Here is a 16,544-nt window from a genome sequence, read left to right as displayed (position 1 = left end):
TTGAGGTTGGGCATATGGAATTAGAACTTAAAGGTAGAACAATAACAAGTACAGTTGAAGCTGAAGATGGATTAACCATCTTGGATCATGCCATTAAACACAAAGTAGATTGGAGTTACTCGTGTACAAGAGGGACATGCGCACGTTGTCGCTGTCTAATTGTCGAAGGCGCTGATTTGCTTGATGAGGTAACCGATGCAGAATGGGATCGTCTTGAGCCTGAAGAATTTGAACAAGGATATCGCTTAGGTTGTCAAGCAGTTATTACAGGTACTGAAGGCAAAATTATCGCGATTAACAAGACATATTTCTAATTGTGGGGTGTTCCCTATGGATGCAGAGGTAGTTTTCTTACCATTGAATCGAACGATCAAAGTAAGGCCAGGTACAACGGTGCTACAAGCAGCTAGAAAGGCTGGTATTGCTATTGTTACTAGATGTGGTGGTAACGCTGCTTGCTTTATGTGTAAAGTCAATATCGCTGATTCTAGTGGCTTAGCGCCTATGAAAGATAATGAACGACGCAAGCTTGCAGGACTTGAGCAGACAGGCACTCGTTTGGCATGTCAAGCAATTGTACAGAGGGCAGTTACTGTCGAGTTACCACCTGATCCTCTTCGAGCGGCGATTGCTAAGCAACTGAAACAGCAAGAAGAAGATGACTCATTGTGGTAGGGGGATAAGATGATTAAGATTATTGAGAAAAGCAAAACAAGGTCTTTGGTCAAGTTGATTATGTTGGTAACTGCTCTAACTTTGATCATGACAGGTTGTATGTATCCCAAACCTGATACAAGCTCTGGAGTAGTAGTAACTAAAGAGGCTATGCGTAACATACAGGGTGCTGTTGAACAGTATCTTACAACTTCTGGTGTGTTACCTATTCATAATAGTGAAAGTTCAGTAGCTAAATATGAGAAATTCCGTGTTGATTTTGGTAAATTAGTAGATGAAAAGTATATTGAGTATATTCCTAATTCAGCTTTTGAATCAGGAGGTAACTTCTATTATTTAGTGTTGAATGAGGAAGAAGAGCCTATTGTGAAAGCTCAAAGTATACTACTAACGCAACAAGTCATTGATCTTCAGTCAAAAGTGACCGATTATATTTCTGCTAATGGTGATATTCCTGCAGGTATGGAAGCATATGATGGGATCTTCTATATCGATTTTGATAAGTTGAAAATTAAGAAACCGTCTCTTAAGAGTGTATACACTGGTAATGTGAGTGAGTTGCTCATTAGCAATAAAGGAAATGTCTATATTGACTATGCATCTGATATTATGCAATTGCTTCAAAAAGATAGTTCGTTAGTCGTATCTGACCAACTAGATCTAAGAGAATTACTAATTGCTAATTCTGATTATGTTCCTGTAAAATCAACTGCATATAAATTAGTTAATGGTGATCCAGTAGCTTTTGAATAAGATAGTGTAGTATTAAATACTTAGTCTTCTTCACATTGCGGAAACTGGCATATATCTCTACATCATAATATTAATGTGAAAGAGGAGTTTTGAAATTGGATATTAAGCAACGTATGGAAATAGGACATTTATACACAGATCATGATGATCGTTATCCTGAGCAAAAGAAAGAACTAGCTGCAGCAAGAGAACATGCTAAGGAATTAACTTATGATTTCAATTTAACTAGACCTTCAGAAGTGGAGAAAAGACAAGAACTTGTGCAACAAATTTTTGGAAAGACGGGTAAAAACATCTGGATCGAACCCCCTCTACGTGTTGCCTATGGATCAAATACTACTTTAGGGAATGATGTTTATATTAACTTCAATCTTACACTGGTAGATGATTATAAAATCACGATCGGTAATAATGTTATGTTTGCTCCTAATGTTACGATCTCCGTAACAGGACATCCAGTACATAAAGATTTGCGCAAAGATGGGGACCAATTCTCATTGCCTGTGGTGATAGAAGATGATGTATGGATTGGAGCGGGTGTCATCATCTTACCAGGGGTTACAATAGGATCAGGCTCAGTTATTGGAGCTGGTTCTGTAGTCACGAAGGATATTCCAGCCAATGTCGTTGCTGTAGGCAGTCCGTGCAGGGTACTCCGTGAGATTACTAATCATGACAAAGAATACTATCGTAAAGATATGAGGTTTGATGATGTGGAATGGTAGTGAAAACCTGATCTGAGTCAGATTGAATAGCGTAATTTAATAGTAATCACAAGAGCCGTATTCATTGTAGTGTAATCACTATAATGAATACGGCTCTTTCTATCTAATTTCTATAATTGAAAGATCATATTCTAGTCATTAGAGGAATATAACATTATCTATATACATATATTTGAGTCTTGAAGGGAAGGCAGGTAGTCAAGAAAAACTAAAAACTTTTCGAAGCTATCGGAATAATTGGACAAAGTGAACATAAGCTATAACTAGTCCAATAAGTATGTACGAGTTGCGTCGCTGGCCTGCCCTCTTGACCGGTGGATGGCGGCGAACCGGAAAATCAATTGGGAGGGGATATTCAGTGAATAAAGTAGATATTTTCAAGGACATTGCCGAAAGAACTGGCGGGGATATTTACCTCGGCGTGGTCGGTGCGGTCCGTACGGGGAAATCAACGTTCATCAAAAGATTTATGGAAACGGTGGTTCTTCCCAACATTCCAGTAGAGTCAGAACGAATTCGTGCTGTTGATGAGTTGCCACAAAGTGCCGCAGGTAAAACAATTATGACGACTGAGCCGAAATTCGTACCCAATCAAGCGGTGCAATTACGAGTAGCTGAAGGCTTAGAAGTGAATGTAAGACTAGTAGATTGTGTTGGCTATGCAGTTGAAGGTGCGAAGGGCTATGAGGACGAGAATGGACCTCGTATGATCACTACACCTTGGTTTGACGAAGCAATTCCGTTCCAAGAAGCAGCGGAGATCGGTACTCGCAAAGTAATTCAAGAACACTCTACTCTAGGTGTTCTAGTTACAACAGATGGTACGATAGCTGAAATTCCACGTAGTTCATATGTGGATGCTGAAGAACGAGTGGTTGAAGAATTGAAAGAAGTTGGCAAACCTTTTGTAGTAATTATCAACTCTACACGCCCGCGTAGTGAGGAAACTCAAGCACTTCGTCAAGAGCTTCAAGACAAGTACGATATTCCGGTAATCGCACTTAGCGTTGCAACGATGAATGAAGAAGAAGGACTTGCGATCTTGCGAGAAGTACTATATGAGTTCCCTGTTCATGAAGTGAACGTTAATCTTCCTAGCTGGGTTATGGTACTTGCTGAGCAACACTGGTTACGTAGTAACTTTGAAAATTCTGTACGAGACACAGTTAAGGACATTAGAAGATTACGTGATGTAGATCGTGTAGTTCAACAATTCCTCGAATATGACTTTATTAGTCGTGCAGGATTAAGTGGAATGGATATGGGTCAAGGTGTTGCTGAAATTGATCTATACGCGCCGGATGAACTCTACGACCAAATCTTAATGGAAGTGGTTGGAGTAGAGATTCGCGGTAAAGATCACTTGCTATCTTTAATGCAAGAATTCGCTCATGCGAAGAAAGAGTATGATCGCTTTGCAGAGGCACTAGAAATGGTAAAAACAACGGGTTACGGCATTGCAGCTCCATCTCTAGCAGAAATGGCACTTGATGAGCCAGAATTGATCCGTCAAGGTTCTCGTTTCGGAGTTCGCTTGAAAGCAACAGCGCCTTCCATTCATATGATCCGTGTCGATGTGGAATCTGAGTTCGCTCCGATTATTGGCACTGAAAAACAAAGTGAAGAGCTAGTTCGATACTTAATGCAAGATTTTGAGAATGACCCAATTAAAATTTGGGAATCCGATATATTTGGTCGTTCTTTACACAATATTGTGCGAGAAGGTATTCAAGGTAAAATTGCAATGATGCCTGACAACGCGCGTTACAAACTTCAAGAAACGCTTGGTAGAATTATTAACGAAGGATCTGGTGGCTTAATTGCGATCATCCTATAGTAACATTTGAATAAAGGCAGTTGTAACGACATTACGTCGCTATGACTGTCTTTTTCTATGTGGGAGTATTGAAAATAGAAACAGATTATGGATAGATTGCTTATCGTAAATTTGTTTAAAAGTGCTAAAAAACATATTACAATAAAGAAAAGGATGGTGCAATATTATGAAAATTAAACTAGATGACTTAACAGATGTAAGAACTATTGAACTTATTAGCATACACTTAGCAGGTATGACTGAAAACTCCCCTCCTGAAAGTATTCATGCGTTAAATGTTGCAGGACTTAAGCAAGATGATGTTACTTTTTATAGTGTCTGGGAAGACGAAGAAATTATGGGTTGTGGAGCTTTAAAGGAACTAACTACAAAACATGGAGAAGTAAAATCAATGCGAACGGTAGAAAAATATTTGAGAAAAGGTGTTTCCAAATCCATGTTACAGCATATTATTAATGAAGCTAAAATGCGTAATTATACAAAATTAAGCCTAGAAACAGGAGCTATGGAAGCCTTTCTTCCTGCTCGTCGACTATATGAAAGCTTTGGATTTACATACTGCGAGCCTTTCGATAAATATACAGATGACCCAAACAGTCGGTTTATGACATTGCAGATATAATCTGCTATTTTAATTATAAAGACGCTGATAGAAATGTATTAATAATCAATTTAATAAGCTAATATCAATTATGATACAGATGTACTTATTAAGTTAACGGGGTCATTACTTCTTCAACTGTAATGACCCTTTTCAATTTCAAATACCAACATAAATTTCACTACTTCGTTATGTTTAATGTCGTTTAACATTATTCTTTTTTTTATTGCACAATATGTGTCTTCGATGCATTTATTCAGTCGTTCCTTACATTGGTGTGTGGATTGAAATACCCTTATAAGTTATTGTCAAACTATGCATTAAGATTTGAAATAAGACGATACATTTGTTATAATCTCCCCATCAAATAGGAAAAGGATGAGAAAGATGGTTCGTCGTTTGAAACGAATTAAGAATGTTGCTACTGCATCAAGCTTCTAAGTGAAAAATGATCTATCCTACTTAGAAGCGAGGGAAAATAATGAAACAACATCAGTTTAACCACTGGTCTGAGATAAAGTATTTAAAAGATATTGTCACCAACCCAATGATTGAAGTGGGTGAATACTCCTACTATTCTGGTTATTACGATAATCATGATTTTGAAGACGGGTGTGTTAGGTACCTATGGGGAGATGAAAAATCAAGAAAACTATTTAACCCTATCGAAGACTATGGTTGGCACTTAGATAAATTGATTATAGGAAAATACGTTTGCATTGCAAGTGGCGTTATTATATTAATGGGTGGAAATCACAATCATCATTCTGATTGGATTACCGTGTACCCGTTTGTAGAACTAATTGAAACTTCTTACGAACCAAAAGGGGATACAATTATTGAAAATGATGCCTGGATTGGCATGAATGCAATGATTATGCCCGGTGTGAGAATAGGTGAAGGTGCTATTGTTGCGGCAGGATCAGTTGTTGCAAAAGATGTCCCACCATATACAATAGTGGGTGGCAACCCTGCAAAAGAAATAAAGAAACGTTTTACAGACAAAGAAATCGAAAAATTGAAAGAAATGCGTTGGTTCGATTGGGAACGTGAGAAAATTGAAAGAGCCAGTTTTATTTTGTCTAGTTCTTCTATTGACCATTTATATGACTTTTATCAAAGGGAAATTAAACTATAACTTTAATTATAGATTATCTCATTAGAATAAAACTGAATAAGTTTAATAAAATAGTCACTTCTTAATAGCTAATTAAGAAGTGACTATTTTAAAAAGTGAAACACATCACTGCACAGTTACACGCAATTACTCAGTCGCACCTCACGTATACGAATGGAAAAAAATATAGTCGAATAATAATTGGGCTTTAATTCGACTATTGATAGCTTTTGAAATATAGTATTCATGTCGAATTGTAAGTTTTACTTGTAACTTATTAAAACTTTTTACAACTTTCCGTGATAATTTCAAGGAATTAGTTCTAAAGTTCCTAGTACCTAAGTTTCATTAGCGTTATGCTCAGTAAATATGAATTGTTTGTCATTGAGATAATAGTGCAATTGAAGTCCTTGTTACGTCTGGATTTATTTATTTTCTTGCTTGTAATTGTCTTTTTCTTGTATTACTATAGTTTTATTGTAAAAAAGGTATATATTTCAAAAAAACAGGTCAATATGAGAGATAATATAGTATTTCGCTAGTCTAGTTTACTTTAAGGAGGTGAAACAATGAACAAAACAGATTTGATTAACCAAGTATCTGAACTTTCTGGTCTTACTAAGAAAGACGCAGGTAAAGCTGTAGATGCAGTGTTTGAAGCAATCGGTGAAGCTCTTCAAGGTGGCGACAAAGTTCAACTTGTTGGCTTTGGTAACTTTGAAGTGCGTGAGCGTCAAGCTCGTAAAGGACGTAACCCTCAAACAGGACAAGAAATCGATATCGCTGCAAGCAAAATCCCTGCATTCAAACCAGGTAAGCAACTTAAAGATTTAGTTGCTCAATAATATTTTGCCATCTAGAGGCTGCTTCTGTATATTCTGTATACATAGAAGTAGCCTCTTTTTCATAGGGAATATTAACTTTTCCAAGTAGGCATTGCACAATAGAGATGATTCTAATATAATTCTGTGAGGTAAGCTAGATTGTCTTCAAGAATGCGAGGGAATGAGATGGAGCAACAGACAGGCGATTATGTAGTAATTAAAGCCAAAGATCAGGGCGTAACTGTTATGGGTTTGACTAGAGGTCAAGATACAAGATTTCATCATACTGAAAAACTTGATAAGAATGAAGTGCTAATCTGTCAGTTTACTGATCATACATCCGCTATTAAAATTCGCGGTAAAGCTACGGTCTTGACGAAATATGGTACCGTGCATACAGATGAATAGTAGTTCTCGTAATATTGAATCCCAATAGATGACATTAACGTCGCTATTGGGATTTTTTCTTTCAAATTTTATGATAGCTAGTAATCATCAAATTAATGTGGAATAATTTCGTGTAAATTGAATATTGCTCGTACTACTACCGTACACTATAGATAAGCGATAGCTATAGGAGGTGGAACGATGAAGCAGATGAAAGGTTTATTACTTGCATCGCTTATTACACTGCTCATAAGTATTATTTTATACTATAGTATGTTACATATAGATGAAAATTCATATGGACAGGTACAAGTAAATGCAGGGACACATATGAAACAAGTGAATTTAAGTAATGACAACATTGTTGATGTTATCAATGATTTTATAGATACAAGTCATTTATCTAAAATCAATTTGAATAGACACGTTCTAGAAGTGGTGTTATTTGTCAATAATGAACAGACACCAGAACAACTTATATATGCAGATATTCCACAGTTTGTTAGTCTAGCTTTTGAAAAGACTATGAACATTGAACAGTTACAAGTGAAAGTAATGGAGAATCCACTAAATCGTAACGATAGTGTCATTATATTCACTTGTAATTTATATCGTAATGATGCATGGTTAGAGGATGGAAGCCAGCAGTTAAAAGATGTTCAATGGCTTAATGATCCTAATTGGGTGCAAAGACTACGAGTAAAAAAGACGATTTATTGGCAATAGCGAAGTGTGATATAACTAACCCATGGAATGACTAATAACCTTTCTAGGAATGAATTGAGATTTGTGTTATAATGATTAGCATTGTTATGCGGATATAACCTAATTTTGTACGGAGGCTTCATAGATGAAAAAATACTCTGTAGCGGATGCGGCAGATCCATACGTAAGCTACGATATGATCCATGCTCATACTGAACTACCGTCGTATTCGGAGCCTAGACTACAGCTATTATATGCTGTATTAGCGCAATCTAAAGAGACGAGAGAACGTAGTGAGTTATTCAGTCTTGTGACCGCTCTAGTTCAACTCGGTATGGATACGCATGATCTTGTTGATACGGAGACTGGACAACGAACGGAAATTCAAATGCGTTCTAGACAATTGAAAATTTTGGCGGGCGATTTCTTTAGTGCGAGATTTTATCAACTTCTTGCAGCTAAAGGTGAAATTGAATTAGTCGCTATTCTTAGTAAAGCAGTTGCTGATGTTAACCGTCTGAAAATTTCATTCTATACAACAGCCGAGAATGCTTCGTTAACGACAGAACAATACTTAATGAATCGAATCTCACTAAAAAGTGAAATGTTTGCCCCTTTCCATAAATATTTAAGTCAGCCGATAGCGAAGGTATGGAAAGAACTATTACAACAGGTTACAGCTTTTGAAGTTATGCTCGATGAGTTGAAAAATATTTTCGACGCTGGTGGATACGCTCGTAGTTTCGCATATTGGAATTTACATAATATTGTAACTTCAACCGAAGAGAAAAAAATGCTGCAACAGAATAGTTACAAACTGTTAGTTGATAAGTACCAAGTACGTCGCCATATGCTTGATTATTTACATACAGCATATGAAGCAGTACTACGCATACTTGAAACAGAGCAGCTAGTAGAACTAAAAGCTGAGTTAGCTCATACGGTTGAGGAAATGAAAAATCAACTAGGTAATTTTTCGATGAAAGAAGTTGAAGCACAATGAGTAGCAATAACTTAAACGATACAAAAAGCCATGTTCATGAACTGTTTGAGACAATCGCTCCTAAATACGATATGATGAACGATCTTATGAGTTTTGGTCAACATAAAGTATGGCGTAAAAAAACGATGAAGATAATGAATGTTCAAAAAGGCCAAACAGCACTTGATCTTTGTTGTGGTACTTGTGACTGGACGATTGATCTTGCAAAAGCAAGTGAAACTGGTCACATAACTGGACTTGATTTCAGTGAACAAATGCTCGACGTAGGACGTCAAAAAGTAGCTGAAGCTGGATTGAATAAACAAATTAAACTTGTTCAAGGTAATGCGATGGAACTACCTTTCGAAGATAATTCATTTGATTATGTAACGATTGGATTTGGCCTACGTAATGTACCGGATTATGAGCAAGTCGTATCAGAAATGTTACGCGTCGTGAAACCAGGCGGACAAATTGTTTGTCTTGAAATGTCCAAACCTCAGAAACAACCTTTCAAATCCATTTACTATTTTTATTTCGAAAAAATGGTACCGCTGTTAGGCAAAATGTTCGCCAAACAGTTTGCTGCGTACAAGTGGCTTCCGGATTCTCTGAAATTGTTTTTAGATGCGAAAGAATTGCGTCAGTTATTTGAGAAAGTTGGAGCTGTTAATGTCGTTGTCAAAAACTTTTTCTGGGGTATCGCAGCACTGCATATCGGTAGAAAAACTAATTAATACTATCCTAGAAATAACATATAAGATTCAACCAAGTTAGAAGCTATGTTATATAGTAACCTAGAGCTATACAAAAGGTGAGATCATGAAACTATTAGAAATATACGCCAAGATGAAGGGCGACATTAACAAAATAGAGAATGAGCTAGAACGAGTTGTAACGGATGAGCAACCATTATTGTCAGAGGCTGCCCTACATTTACTTAAAGCAGGTGGAAAGAGGATTCGTCCTGTTTTTGTATTGCTTGGTGGGAAATTCGGTACTTACAACTTGAATGACCTGAAGACTGTGGCTGTAACTTTAGAGTTAATCCATATGGCTTCGCTTGTTCATGACGATGTTATTGATGATGCAGAGACACGCCGAGGCCAGCTTACTGTGAAGTCCAAATGGGATAATCGCATTGCGATGTATACTGGTGACTATATACATGGTAAAGCTCTTTCACAGATTTCACAGATTCAGAATAAAGATGTACATACGATGCTTTCTAAAGCACTTGTTCAAATGTGTATTGGGGAAATGGAACAGATCCGTGATTTCTTCAATACGAATCAAACAGTGCGCAATTACTTATTACGTATTCGTCGAAAAACAGCATTATTACTTGCGATAAGTACACAATTAGGTGGTATTGTAGCGGGTTGTACACCTCAGCAATATAATGCTTTATATCGTTATGGATATAATGTTGGGATGGCATTTCAGATTATTGATGATCTACTTGATCTATATGGTACAGAGAAACAGCTCGGTAAGCCACCAGGATCAGATATGAGACAAGGAAATATTACATTGCCTGTTATTCTAGCACTTCAAGATGCAGATATTCGTGATGATCTATTAGTCGAAATTCGTAATATTCATGCAAATGGAGATGCAGCTAATACGAAAAAAGCAATCCAATACATTCGTAATAGTAAAGGGAGTCAATTGGCGGAGGAAATGGCAAATCGATATATTGCTAAAGCACTAGCAGTACTTGAAGAGCTTCCAGCGATTCCAGCTAAGAAGAACCTTGTTGATATCGCACATTTCGTAGGGAAACGCAATTATTAATATACCGCTTACTAGGGGAAGGGGCATATATTGTGGAAAGAACGTTTTTAATGATTAAGCCAGATGGAGTACAAAGAGGTTTGATTGGTGAAATTGTTTCGCGTTTTGAGAAGAAAGGGCTACAACTTAATGCCGCTAAGTTTATGGTGATCTCTACTGAACTAGCAGAAACGCATTATGGTGAGCATAAGGGGAAGTCTTTCTACGAGCCTTTACTTAAATTTATTACTTCAGGTCCAGTATTTGCGATGGTCTGGTCAGGTGATAATATCATTGCCTTATCAAGAGCTATGATTGGTAAAACCGATGCTGTCGAAGCTTTTCCTGGTACGATTCGTTCTGATTTTGCTATCCACACTAATTTTAATCTCATACATGGATCTGATTCTTCTGAAAATGCTGAACGAGAGATTCAATTATTTTTCAACGAGAACGAGCTTGTACAATTTGAGCATACAATTCAGCGTTGGATTTAACATGAGCTTTGGAGGCTAGGTTATGTCAGAAGATTTAGATTTTTCTAGATTCATAGATCAGATTAAGAAGAAAACAGATATTGATCTTTCCTTATATAAAGAAGCGCAGATGAAAAGACGTCTAACAACATTGCGAATGAAACATGGATTTCAGACATTTGACAGCTATTTTCAAGAACTATCACATAATAAAGCTTTATTAGATGAATTTCTTGATCGAATGACAATTAATGTGTCGGAGTTTTGGAGAAATCCACAACGTTGGGAAACGCTGCGAACTAAGTTTTTACCTGAGATGATTCAAACACAAAATCGAGTGAAGATATGGAGCGCTGCTTGTTCTACAGGTGAAGAACCATACACACTTGCTATGATTTTGAATGAATTACATGCTCTGCAAAAGACGCATCTGCTCGCAACGGATCTTGATGTAGGTGTTCTAGCAAAGGCAACTCAAGGATTTTATCTCGATCGTTCCATTCGTGATGTTCCACAACTGTTTCGTCAGAAATATTTCCAAGAAGACGAGGGCGTTTTCTCCGTCGTCGATTCATTGAAAAAAGCGATACAGTTCAAACAACAAAATTTATTGTTTGATACTTTCGATAAAGACTTTGACCTTATCGTTTGTCGTAATGTGATGATTTATTTCACAGAGGAAGCGAAAAATGAGCTGTATCATAAATTCGCAAAAGCTTTGAAATCAGGAGGCTTATTGTTCGTAGGAAGTACAGAACAAATATTCACGCCTTCACAATATGGTTTTGAAACGGTGGATACTTTCTTCTATCGTAAATTATAATTGTATTAGCACTTATACTATTAGATTAAAAAGTGAGTGAGAGGTTCTTATAATAGAGCCTTTCACTCACTTTTTGTATGTTAATCTAGATATAGTTATGTTTATGATTGGTGTTAACACTATTCGTAGGTACTTTCAGCTTTATGTAGTGCTTTGTATTTTTTACTCTTGGAATATAAATAAGATACAGCTTTTAACTTCGTATTGTTGCTTATTAATATCGTAATAGTTATCTATTAAGCTATACGCTTTCTTGTCAAACTAGCAGTGCTGTACTATAATGAGCAAAGATGTTTACGGCATTAAACGGAGAGCAGGAAGTTCTGCTTGTAAAGGGGGAACTAATGTTGAGTTTACGATATTTGACAGCTGGGGAAACCCACGGGCCTCAATTGACTACGATTATAGAAGGACTGCCAAGCAATTTGAATCTTGATTTCGAGGAATTGAATTTTCAATTGCAACGTCGTCAAAAAGGTCATGGACGTGGTCGCCGTATGCAAATCGAAAAAGATACAGCTAATATTGTTGGTGGTGTGCGTCATGGTAAAACTACAGGTGCTCCAATCGCGATTGTCGTTGCCAATAATGACTGGACACATTGGACTAAAGTGATGAACATTGAACCCATTGAAGGTAACGATGAAACAAAACGTCGTGTTCATCGTCCGCGCCCTGGACATGCTGATCTGAACGGTGGTCTGAAATACAATCAACATGATCTTCGTAATATTCTTGAACGTTCTAGTGCTCGTGAAACAGCCGCTCGTGTTGCAGTGGGTGCAGTTGCGCGACAATTTCTTGCTGAATTCGGTATTAAAGTAGCTGGACAAGTTATTCGAATCGGTGAAATTGAAGCTCCACCTAATCAACTTCCAGTAGACGAATTGATTGCTTTAACAGAAGAATCTTCGGTCCGCGTCGTGGATAAAGCAACAGAAGAAAAAATGACCGCTTATATCGATCAAATTAAGCAAGAAGGCGATTCTATCGGTGGAATCGTGGAGTGTATTATTGAAGGTGTTCCTATTGGACTAGGAAGTCATGTTCAGTATGATCGCAAGCTAGATGCAAGAATCGCACAAGCAGTCGTTTCTATTAATGCATTTAAAGGTGTGGAAATCGGCATTGGATTTGAGGCTGCGAAAATTCGTGGTTCGCAAGTACATGATGAAATACTATATACTGCTGAAAGAGGTTACCATCGTGCAACAAATCGACTTGGTGGATTTGAAGGCGGTATGACAAATGGTGAGCAAATCGTTGTTAGAGGTGTAATGAAGCCGATACCAACATTGTATAAGCCTCTTCGAAGCATTGATATTGATACAAAAGAACAATTTACTGCGCAAGTCGAGCGTTCTGATAGCTGTGCCGTTCCTGCTGCAAGTGTAGTCATGGAGCATGTGGTTGCTTGGGAAGTCGCTCGTGCTTTTCTAGAAAAATTCGGCGGAGACTCTATCGAAGAGATTCATGCCAATTATAATAGCTATAAAGAACAATTGGAGAGATACTAATATGCATAAATTAATGGTTGAACTTGGTGACCGCTCTTATCCAATCTACATCGGATCAGGCTTGCTTGACATGGTTGCTACTTATTTCTCGAATCATGGTATTAGTAAAAAATCACCAGTGATGATCGTAACTGATGAGAATGTAGCCCCAAAATATCTTGATCAATTAGCACAATCGCTAAGAGAAGATGGTTTCAACGTTGTAACAGCGGTAGTAGCAGCTGGAGAACAGTCTAAGTCTCTAGCTAATCTTGAATTGTTAGTTAAAGTTGCTTTAGAAGGTGGACTTGATCGTAAGTCTGCAATCGTAGCACTTGGTGGTGGCGTAGTTGGAGATCTAGCTGGTTATGTAGCAGCATCTTATATGCGAGGCGTGAAATTCGTCCAAATCCCGACAACGATTTTAGCTCATGATAGTAGTGTGGGTGGTAAAGTAGCAGTTAATCATCCGCTAGCGAAAAACATTATCGGTGCTTTTCATCAACCAGAATTCGTGTTATATGATTTGAACACATTGCAGAGCTTACCAGATCGTGATGTGAAATCAGGATTAGCAGAAGTAGTTAAGCATGGTTTAATCTGGGATGCCGAGTTCGTAGATTGGTGTATCGAACATGCTGATAGATTAGTATCGAAAGATCCGGAAAGTCTTGGTTATGCGCTCTATAAAGGATGTAGCGTGAAGGCTCAAGTTGTTTCTCAAGATGAGAAAGAAAATAGCTTACGTGCCATACTTAATCTGGGTCATACTATTGGACATGCACTTGAGGCGGTAGCAGGTTACGGCGAGCTAATGCATGGTGAAGCGATAAGTATTGGCATGATTGGTTCAGCAAAACTAGGTGTCCGTTATGGAGCATCAGAAGAACTTCTACGCGTTACGACTTTAGCGCTTGAAAGCTGTGGTTTACCAACATCTATTGCTAGCAAATATAGTACTGATGATATATTAGCTGCAATGATGCATGATAAGAAGTTTTCTGAAGGAACAACAGTGTTCGTTGTGCCAAATGAAATTGGTACAGTAGAAATTAAACCTAACGTACCAATAGAATGGGTACGCGAAATTATCGAGGAATTGAAGTAGGAGGACTTATGATGAATGTACGTGGAATTCGAGGTGCAGCTACAGTAGAATATAATGATGCAGCACTTATTAAAGAAGTTACGGTTGAGATGGTTCATGATATCGTTAGTCAAAACAATGTAAACCCAGCAGATATTTCTTGCGTATTTATTACAGTTACGCAAGATCTTGATCAAGCATTCCCTGCACAGGCTATCCGCCAACTACCAGGTTGGGAGTTAGTTCCACAGATGTGTGCACTAGAAGTTCCTGTTAAAGGCAGTCTAGAAAAATGCGTGCGATTAATGGTTCTAGTCAATACGGACAAAACTCAAGCAGATATTAATCATGTTTACAAAGGTGGAGCGATTGCGCTCCGTCCAGATTTAGCTCAAAAATAAGAGCATTGACATCATAATATTTATTGGGATATAGTAGTACGTAGATGAGAAGAGTTTAGATGAGATAGGTTTTATCGAGAAGAGATGAGATGAGTTCAAGAGATAACATTAACTCAGATGAGTTGTAACAATTGTAATAACAGAGAGCTGTTGTTAAATTGTATGAACGATCGTCTGTGGTTCATTGCTTATTTCTATTTCATACTTAATTTCGATGGTCCCTGCTCTGATAGCAGGGGCCTTTTTTGATAGTTACACCCTGTCTTCATATCCAAAATTGATTGGGCTCATGCCTTAGAAAGTGAGAGTGAAGAGTATGTCTACTGAATTGCAACAAGTTATTTCATTAGCTAGTCAATATAATCTAATTCCTATCGTACGTCGGGTGATGGCTGATACGGAGACTCCTATTCGATTGTTTAAGCATTTTGCTAAAAAAGAGCACGCTTTCTTACTTGAGAGTGTAGAAGGCGGTGCCAAATGGGCTAGATATTCGTTTATTGGAACAGATCCTTTCTTGATGCTATATGGAAAACATGGAGAGATGGTTTTCGAGCAAAATGGAATTAAGACAATTCTTTCAGATAAACCTATTGAGCTATTGAAAGCGAAGTTACGTTCATTCCGTACTCCTGCCAATACTGATCTTCCTCCATTTACAGGTGGAGCTATCGGATTTTTTGGATATGATCTATTACAATACTATGAGAAATTACCTGCTCACCGTGTTGATGATCTCAACATGAACGATATTCAATTTATGTTCTGCGATCAAGTCATCGTATTTGATCATTTAAAGCAACAATTGTTATTAGTTAGCAATGTTCATATTGAAGAAGGATCAACAGATACACAAATTGAACAAGCCTATGAGCAAACACTTAGCAGAATTGAAGCGATGATTGAAGAAATTAGTCAAGTGAACGTAGCTACTGATATTCCTAGAGGTTCTATGGATTTAGATCCAGATCTAGGAGAAGTAGAATCGAATATTACTAAAGAAAAGTTTATAGATAATATCCATCAAGCGAAAGAATATATTCGCGCTGGTGATATATTCCAAGTCGTGCTTTCGCAACGTTTCAGCATTGAAACAACGGTTGATCCGCTTCATGTATACCGTGTGTTACGTGTCATGAATCCATCCCCATATATGTACTACTTGAAAATGGGTGAACAAGTCATCGTTGGAACTTCTCCAGAAGCTTTAGTGAAAGTTAATAATGGAAAAGTAGAAACTCGTCCAATAGCAGGAACTCGTCCGCGTGGTGCAACAGTTGAAGAAGATAAACGTCTTGAACAAGAACTACTTGCTGATGAGAAAGAGAAAGCGGAACATTTGATGTTAGTCGATCTAGGTCGTAATGATATTGGGCGGGTATCTGAGTTCGGCTCAGTACGTTGTGATACATTTATGGAGGTTGAACGATATTCTCATGTCATGCACATCGTATCAAATGTGTCTGGACAGTTGCGTGAAGATAAAGATTTCTTTGATGCATTTATATCTTGTTTACCGGCTGGAACTGTATCAGGAGCACCGAAATTACGTGCGATGCAAATTATTGCTGAGTTAGAAAATGAAGCACGTGGTGCTTATGCTGGAGCGATTGGCTACCTTGGCTTCGGTGGTTCTATGGACACTTGTATTACGATTCGTACAATTATTTTCCAAAATAATCGAGCTTACGTACAGAGCGGTGCAGGCATTGTATGGGATTCTAATCCTGAAAGTGAATATATGGAAACCGTGAATAAAGCAAAAGCAAGTTTGAAAGCGATTCGCGCTGCTGAGCAAATGTTTGGTACGCATAAAGAGCAATTGAAAACATCCATTAATACTGATTATGAAGTGTTAAATTAAGGAGGGATAGATGAA

At 37.6% G+C, this 16,544-nt stretch carries 19 protein-coding genes; all 19 read left to right on the top strand.

Translation table 11 applies throughout. From position 1 onward, the window contains the following. The first annotated feature begins 14 nt into the window (after nucleotides 1-14). The 19 genes from NV377_RS23510 to trpE all read left to right on the top strand — a co-directional run bounded on the left by NV377_RS23510 (nucleotide 15) and on the right by trpE (nucleotide 16,529). Nucleotides 15-314, top strand: a complete 300-nt coding sequence (locus tag NV377_RS23510) for a 2Fe-2S iron-sulfur cluster-binding protein (RefSeq protein ID WP_258203260.1) — start codon at nucleotides 15-17, stop codon at nucleotides 312-314. Between the two features lie 16 nt (nucleotides 315-330). Next, nucleotides 331-675, top strand: coding sequence for a 2Fe-2S iron-sulfur cluster-binding protein (locus NV377_RS23505; RefSeq protein ID WP_258203259.1), 345 nt, complete (start codon nucleotides 331-333; stop codon nucleotides 673-675). A gap of 9 nt (nucleotides 676-684) precedes the next feature. Continuing rightward, entirely contained in the window at nucleotides 685-1,428 is a 744-nt protein-coding gene (locus tag NV377_RS23500) for a YphF family lipoprotein (RefSeq protein ID WP_258203258.1), read from the top strand. 95 nt (nucleotides 1,429-1,523) lie between these two features. After that, nucleotides 1,524-2,153 carry a maltose acetyltransferase domain-containing protein gene (locus NV377_RS23495; protein ID WP_258203257.1) on the top strand — a complete coding sequence of 210 codons (630 nt, stop codon included), beginning with the start codon at nucleotides 1,524-1,526 and terminating at the stop codon, nucleotides 2,151-2,153. Between the two features lie 358 nt (nucleotides 2,154-2,511). Continuing rightward, on the top strand, nucleotides 2,512-3,990 hold the full coding sequence (spoIVA, locus tag NV377_RS23490; protein ID WP_258203256.1) for a stage IV sporulation protein A: 1,479 nt from the start codon (nucleotides 2,512-2,514) through the stop codon (nucleotides 3,988-3,990). A gap of 166 nt (nucleotides 3,991-4,156) precedes the next feature. Next, the gene (locus NV377_RS23485) at nucleotides 4,157-4,612 is read left to right on the top strand and encodes a GNAT family N-acetyltransferase (protein ID WP_258203255.1); all 456 of its coding nucleotides are present in this window, start codon (nucleotides 4,157-4,159) and stop codon (nucleotides 4,610-4,612) included. Nucleotides 4,613-5,072: 460 nt separating this feature from the next. Next, the gene (locus NV377_RS23480) at nucleotides 5,073-5,729 is read left to right on the top strand and encodes a CatB-related O-acetyltransferase (RefSeq protein WP_258203254.1); all 657 of its coding nucleotides are present in this window, start codon (nucleotides 5,073-5,075) and stop codon (nucleotides 5,727-5,729) included. A 548-nt stretch (nucleotides 5,730-6,277) separates the two neighbouring features. Continuing rightward, nucleotides 6,278-6,553, top strand: a complete 276-nt coding sequence (hbs, locus tag NV377_RS23475) for a non-specific DNA-binding protein Hbs (RefSeq protein ID WP_258203253.1) — start codon at nucleotides 6,278-6,280, stop codon at nucleotides 6,551-6,553. A gap of 165 nt (nucleotides 6,554-6,718) precedes the next feature. Next, nucleotides 6,719-6,940: a trp RNA-binding attenuation protein MtrB gene (gene mtrB, locus NV377_RS23470; protein WP_258203372.1), complete on the top strand. Its 222-nt coding sequence runs from the start codon at nucleotides 6,719-6,721 to the stop codon at nucleotides 6,938-6,940. A 180-nt stretch (nucleotides 6,941-7,120) separates the two neighbouring features. Next, nucleotides 7,121-7,645 (top strand): hypothetical protein, encoded by a 525-nt coding sequence (locus NV377_RS23465; protein ID WP_258203252.1) that lies wholly within the window; start codon nucleotides 7,121-7,123, stop codon nucleotides 7,643-7,645. Between the two features lie 124 nt (nucleotides 7,646-7,769). After that, complete coding sequence (locus NV377_RS23460) at nucleotides 7,770-8,627, top strand: heptaprenyl diphosphate synthase component 1 (protein WP_258203251.1); 858 nt, start codon at nucleotides 7,770-7,772, stop codon at nucleotides 8,625-8,627. Continuing rightward, nucleotides 8,624-9,343, top strand: a complete 720-nt coding sequence (locus NV377_RS23455) for a demethylmenaquinone methyltransferase (protein WP_258203250.1) — start codon at nucleotides 8,624-8,626, stop codon at nucleotides 9,341-9,343. Before NV377_RS23460 ends, NV377_RS23455 begins: the two co-directional genes overlap by 4 nt. An 85-nt stretch (nucleotides 9,344-9,428) precedes the next feature. After that, nucleotides 9,429-10,403 (top strand): polyprenyl synthetase family protein, encoded by a 975-nt coding sequence (locus tag NV377_RS23450; RefSeq protein WP_258203249.1) that lies wholly within the window; start codon nucleotides 9,429-9,431, stop codon nucleotides 10,401-10,403. A 32-nt stretch (nucleotides 10,404-10,435) separates the two neighbouring features. Beyond that, nucleotides 10,436-10,879, top strand: coding sequence for a nucleoside-diphosphate kinase (gene ndk / locus NV377_RS23445; protein ID WP_258203248.1), 444 nt, complete (start codon nucleotides 10,436-10,438; stop codon nucleotides 10,877-10,879). Between the two features lie 22 nt (nucleotides 10,880-10,901). Beyond that, nucleotides 10,902-11,681 carry a CheR family methyltransferase gene (locus tag NV377_RS23440; RefSeq protein WP_258203247.1) on the top strand — a complete coding sequence of 260 codons (780 nt, stop codon included), beginning with the start codon at nucleotides 10,902-10,904 and terminating at the stop codon, nucleotides 11,679-11,681. Between the two features lie 347 nt (nucleotides 11,682-12,028). After that, nucleotides 12,029-13,198: a chorismate synthase gene (aroC, locus tag NV377_RS23435; protein WP_308860221.1), complete on the top strand. Its 1,170-nt coding sequence runs from the start codon at nucleotides 12,029-12,031 to the stop codon at nucleotides 13,196-13,198. Between the two features lies 1 nt (nucleotide 13,199). After that, nucleotides 13,200-14,285, top strand: a complete 1,086-nt coding sequence (gene aroB / locus NV377_RS23430; RefSeq protein ID WP_258203245.1) for a 3-dehydroquinate synthase — start codon at nucleotides 13,200-13,202, stop codon at nucleotides 14,283-14,285. A gap of 11 nt (nucleotides 14,286-14,296) precedes the next feature. Further along, nucleotides 14,297-14,665: a chorismate mutase gene (aroH, locus tag NV377_RS23425; RefSeq protein ID WP_258203371.1), complete on the top strand. Its 369-nt coding sequence runs from the start codon at nucleotides 14,297-14,299 to the stop codon at nucleotides 14,663-14,665. A 316-nt stretch (nucleotides 14,666-14,981) separates the two neighbouring features. Continuing rightward, nucleotides 14,982-16,529, top strand: a complete 1,548-nt coding sequence (gene trpE, locus NV377_RS23420; RefSeq protein ID WP_258203244.1) for an anthranilate synthase component I — start codon at nucleotides 14,982-14,984, stop codon at nucleotides 16,527-16,529. The last annotated feature ends 15 nt before the right edge of the window (nucleotides 16,530-16,544 follow it).

The organism is Paenibacillus endoradicis, assembly GCF_024721975.1.
This window is presented reverse-complemented; position numbering and strand designations above follow the sequence as displayed.

Bases quoted from the DNA above. Each gene is read 5' to 3' on its own strand.
- NV377_RS23450 (WP_258203249.1), top strand. From the start codon at position 9,429: ATGAAACTATTAGAAATATACGCCAAGATGAAGGGCGACATTAACAAA.
- NV377_RS23460 (WP_258203251.1), top strand. From the start codon at position 7,770: ATGAAAAAATACTCTGTAGCGGATGCGGCAGATCCATACGTAAGCTAC.
- hbs (WP_258203253.1), top strand. From the start codon at position 6,278: ATGAACAAAACAGATTTGATTAACCAAGTATCTGAACTTTCTGGTCTT.
- NV377_RS23465 (WP_258203252.1), top strand. From the start codon at position 7,121: ATGAAGCAGATGAAAGGTTTATTACTTGCATCGCTTATTACACTGCTC.
- NV377_RS23505 (WP_258203259.1), top strand. From the start codon at position 331: ATGGATGCAGAGGTAGTTTTCTTACCATTGAATCGAACGATCAAAGTA.
- NV377_RS23480 (WP_258203254.1), top strand. From the start codon at position 5,073: ATGAAACAACATCAGTTTAACCACTGGTCTGAGATAAAGTATTTAAAA.
- NV377_RS23455 (WP_258203250.1), top strand. From the start codon at position 8,624: ATGAGTAGCAATAACTTAAACGATACAAAAAGCCATGTTCATGAACTG.
- mtrB (WP_258203372.1), top strand. From the start codon at position 6,719: ATGGAGCAACAGACAGGCGATTATGTAGTAATTAAAGCCAAAGATCAG.
- trpE (WP_258203244.1), top strand. From the start codon at position 14,982: ATGTCTACTGAATTGCAACAAGTTATTTCATTAGCTAGTCAATATAAT.
- aroH (WP_258203371.1), top strand. From the start codon at position 14,297: ATGAATGTACGTGGAATTCGAGGTGCAGCTACAGTAGAATATAATGAT.
- NV377_RS23485 (WP_258203255.1), top strand. From the start codon at position 4,157: ATGAAAATTAAACTAGATGACTTAACAGATGTAAGAACTATTGAACTT.
- aroB (WP_258203245.1), top strand. From the start codon at position 13,200: ATGCATAAATTAATGGTTGAACTTGGTGACCGCTCTTATCCAATCTAC.
- NV377_RS23440 (WP_258203247.1), top strand. From the start codon at position 10,902: ATGTCAGAAGATTTAGATTTTTCTAGATTCATAGATCAGATTAAGAAG.
- NV377_RS23510 (WP_258203260.1), top strand. From the start codon at position 15: ATGGAATTAGAACTTAAAGGTAGAACAATAACAAGTACAGTTGAAGCT.
- NV377_RS23500 (WP_258203258.1), top strand. From the start codon at position 685: ATGATTAAGATTATTGAGAAAAGCAAAACAAGGTCTTTGGTCAAGTTG.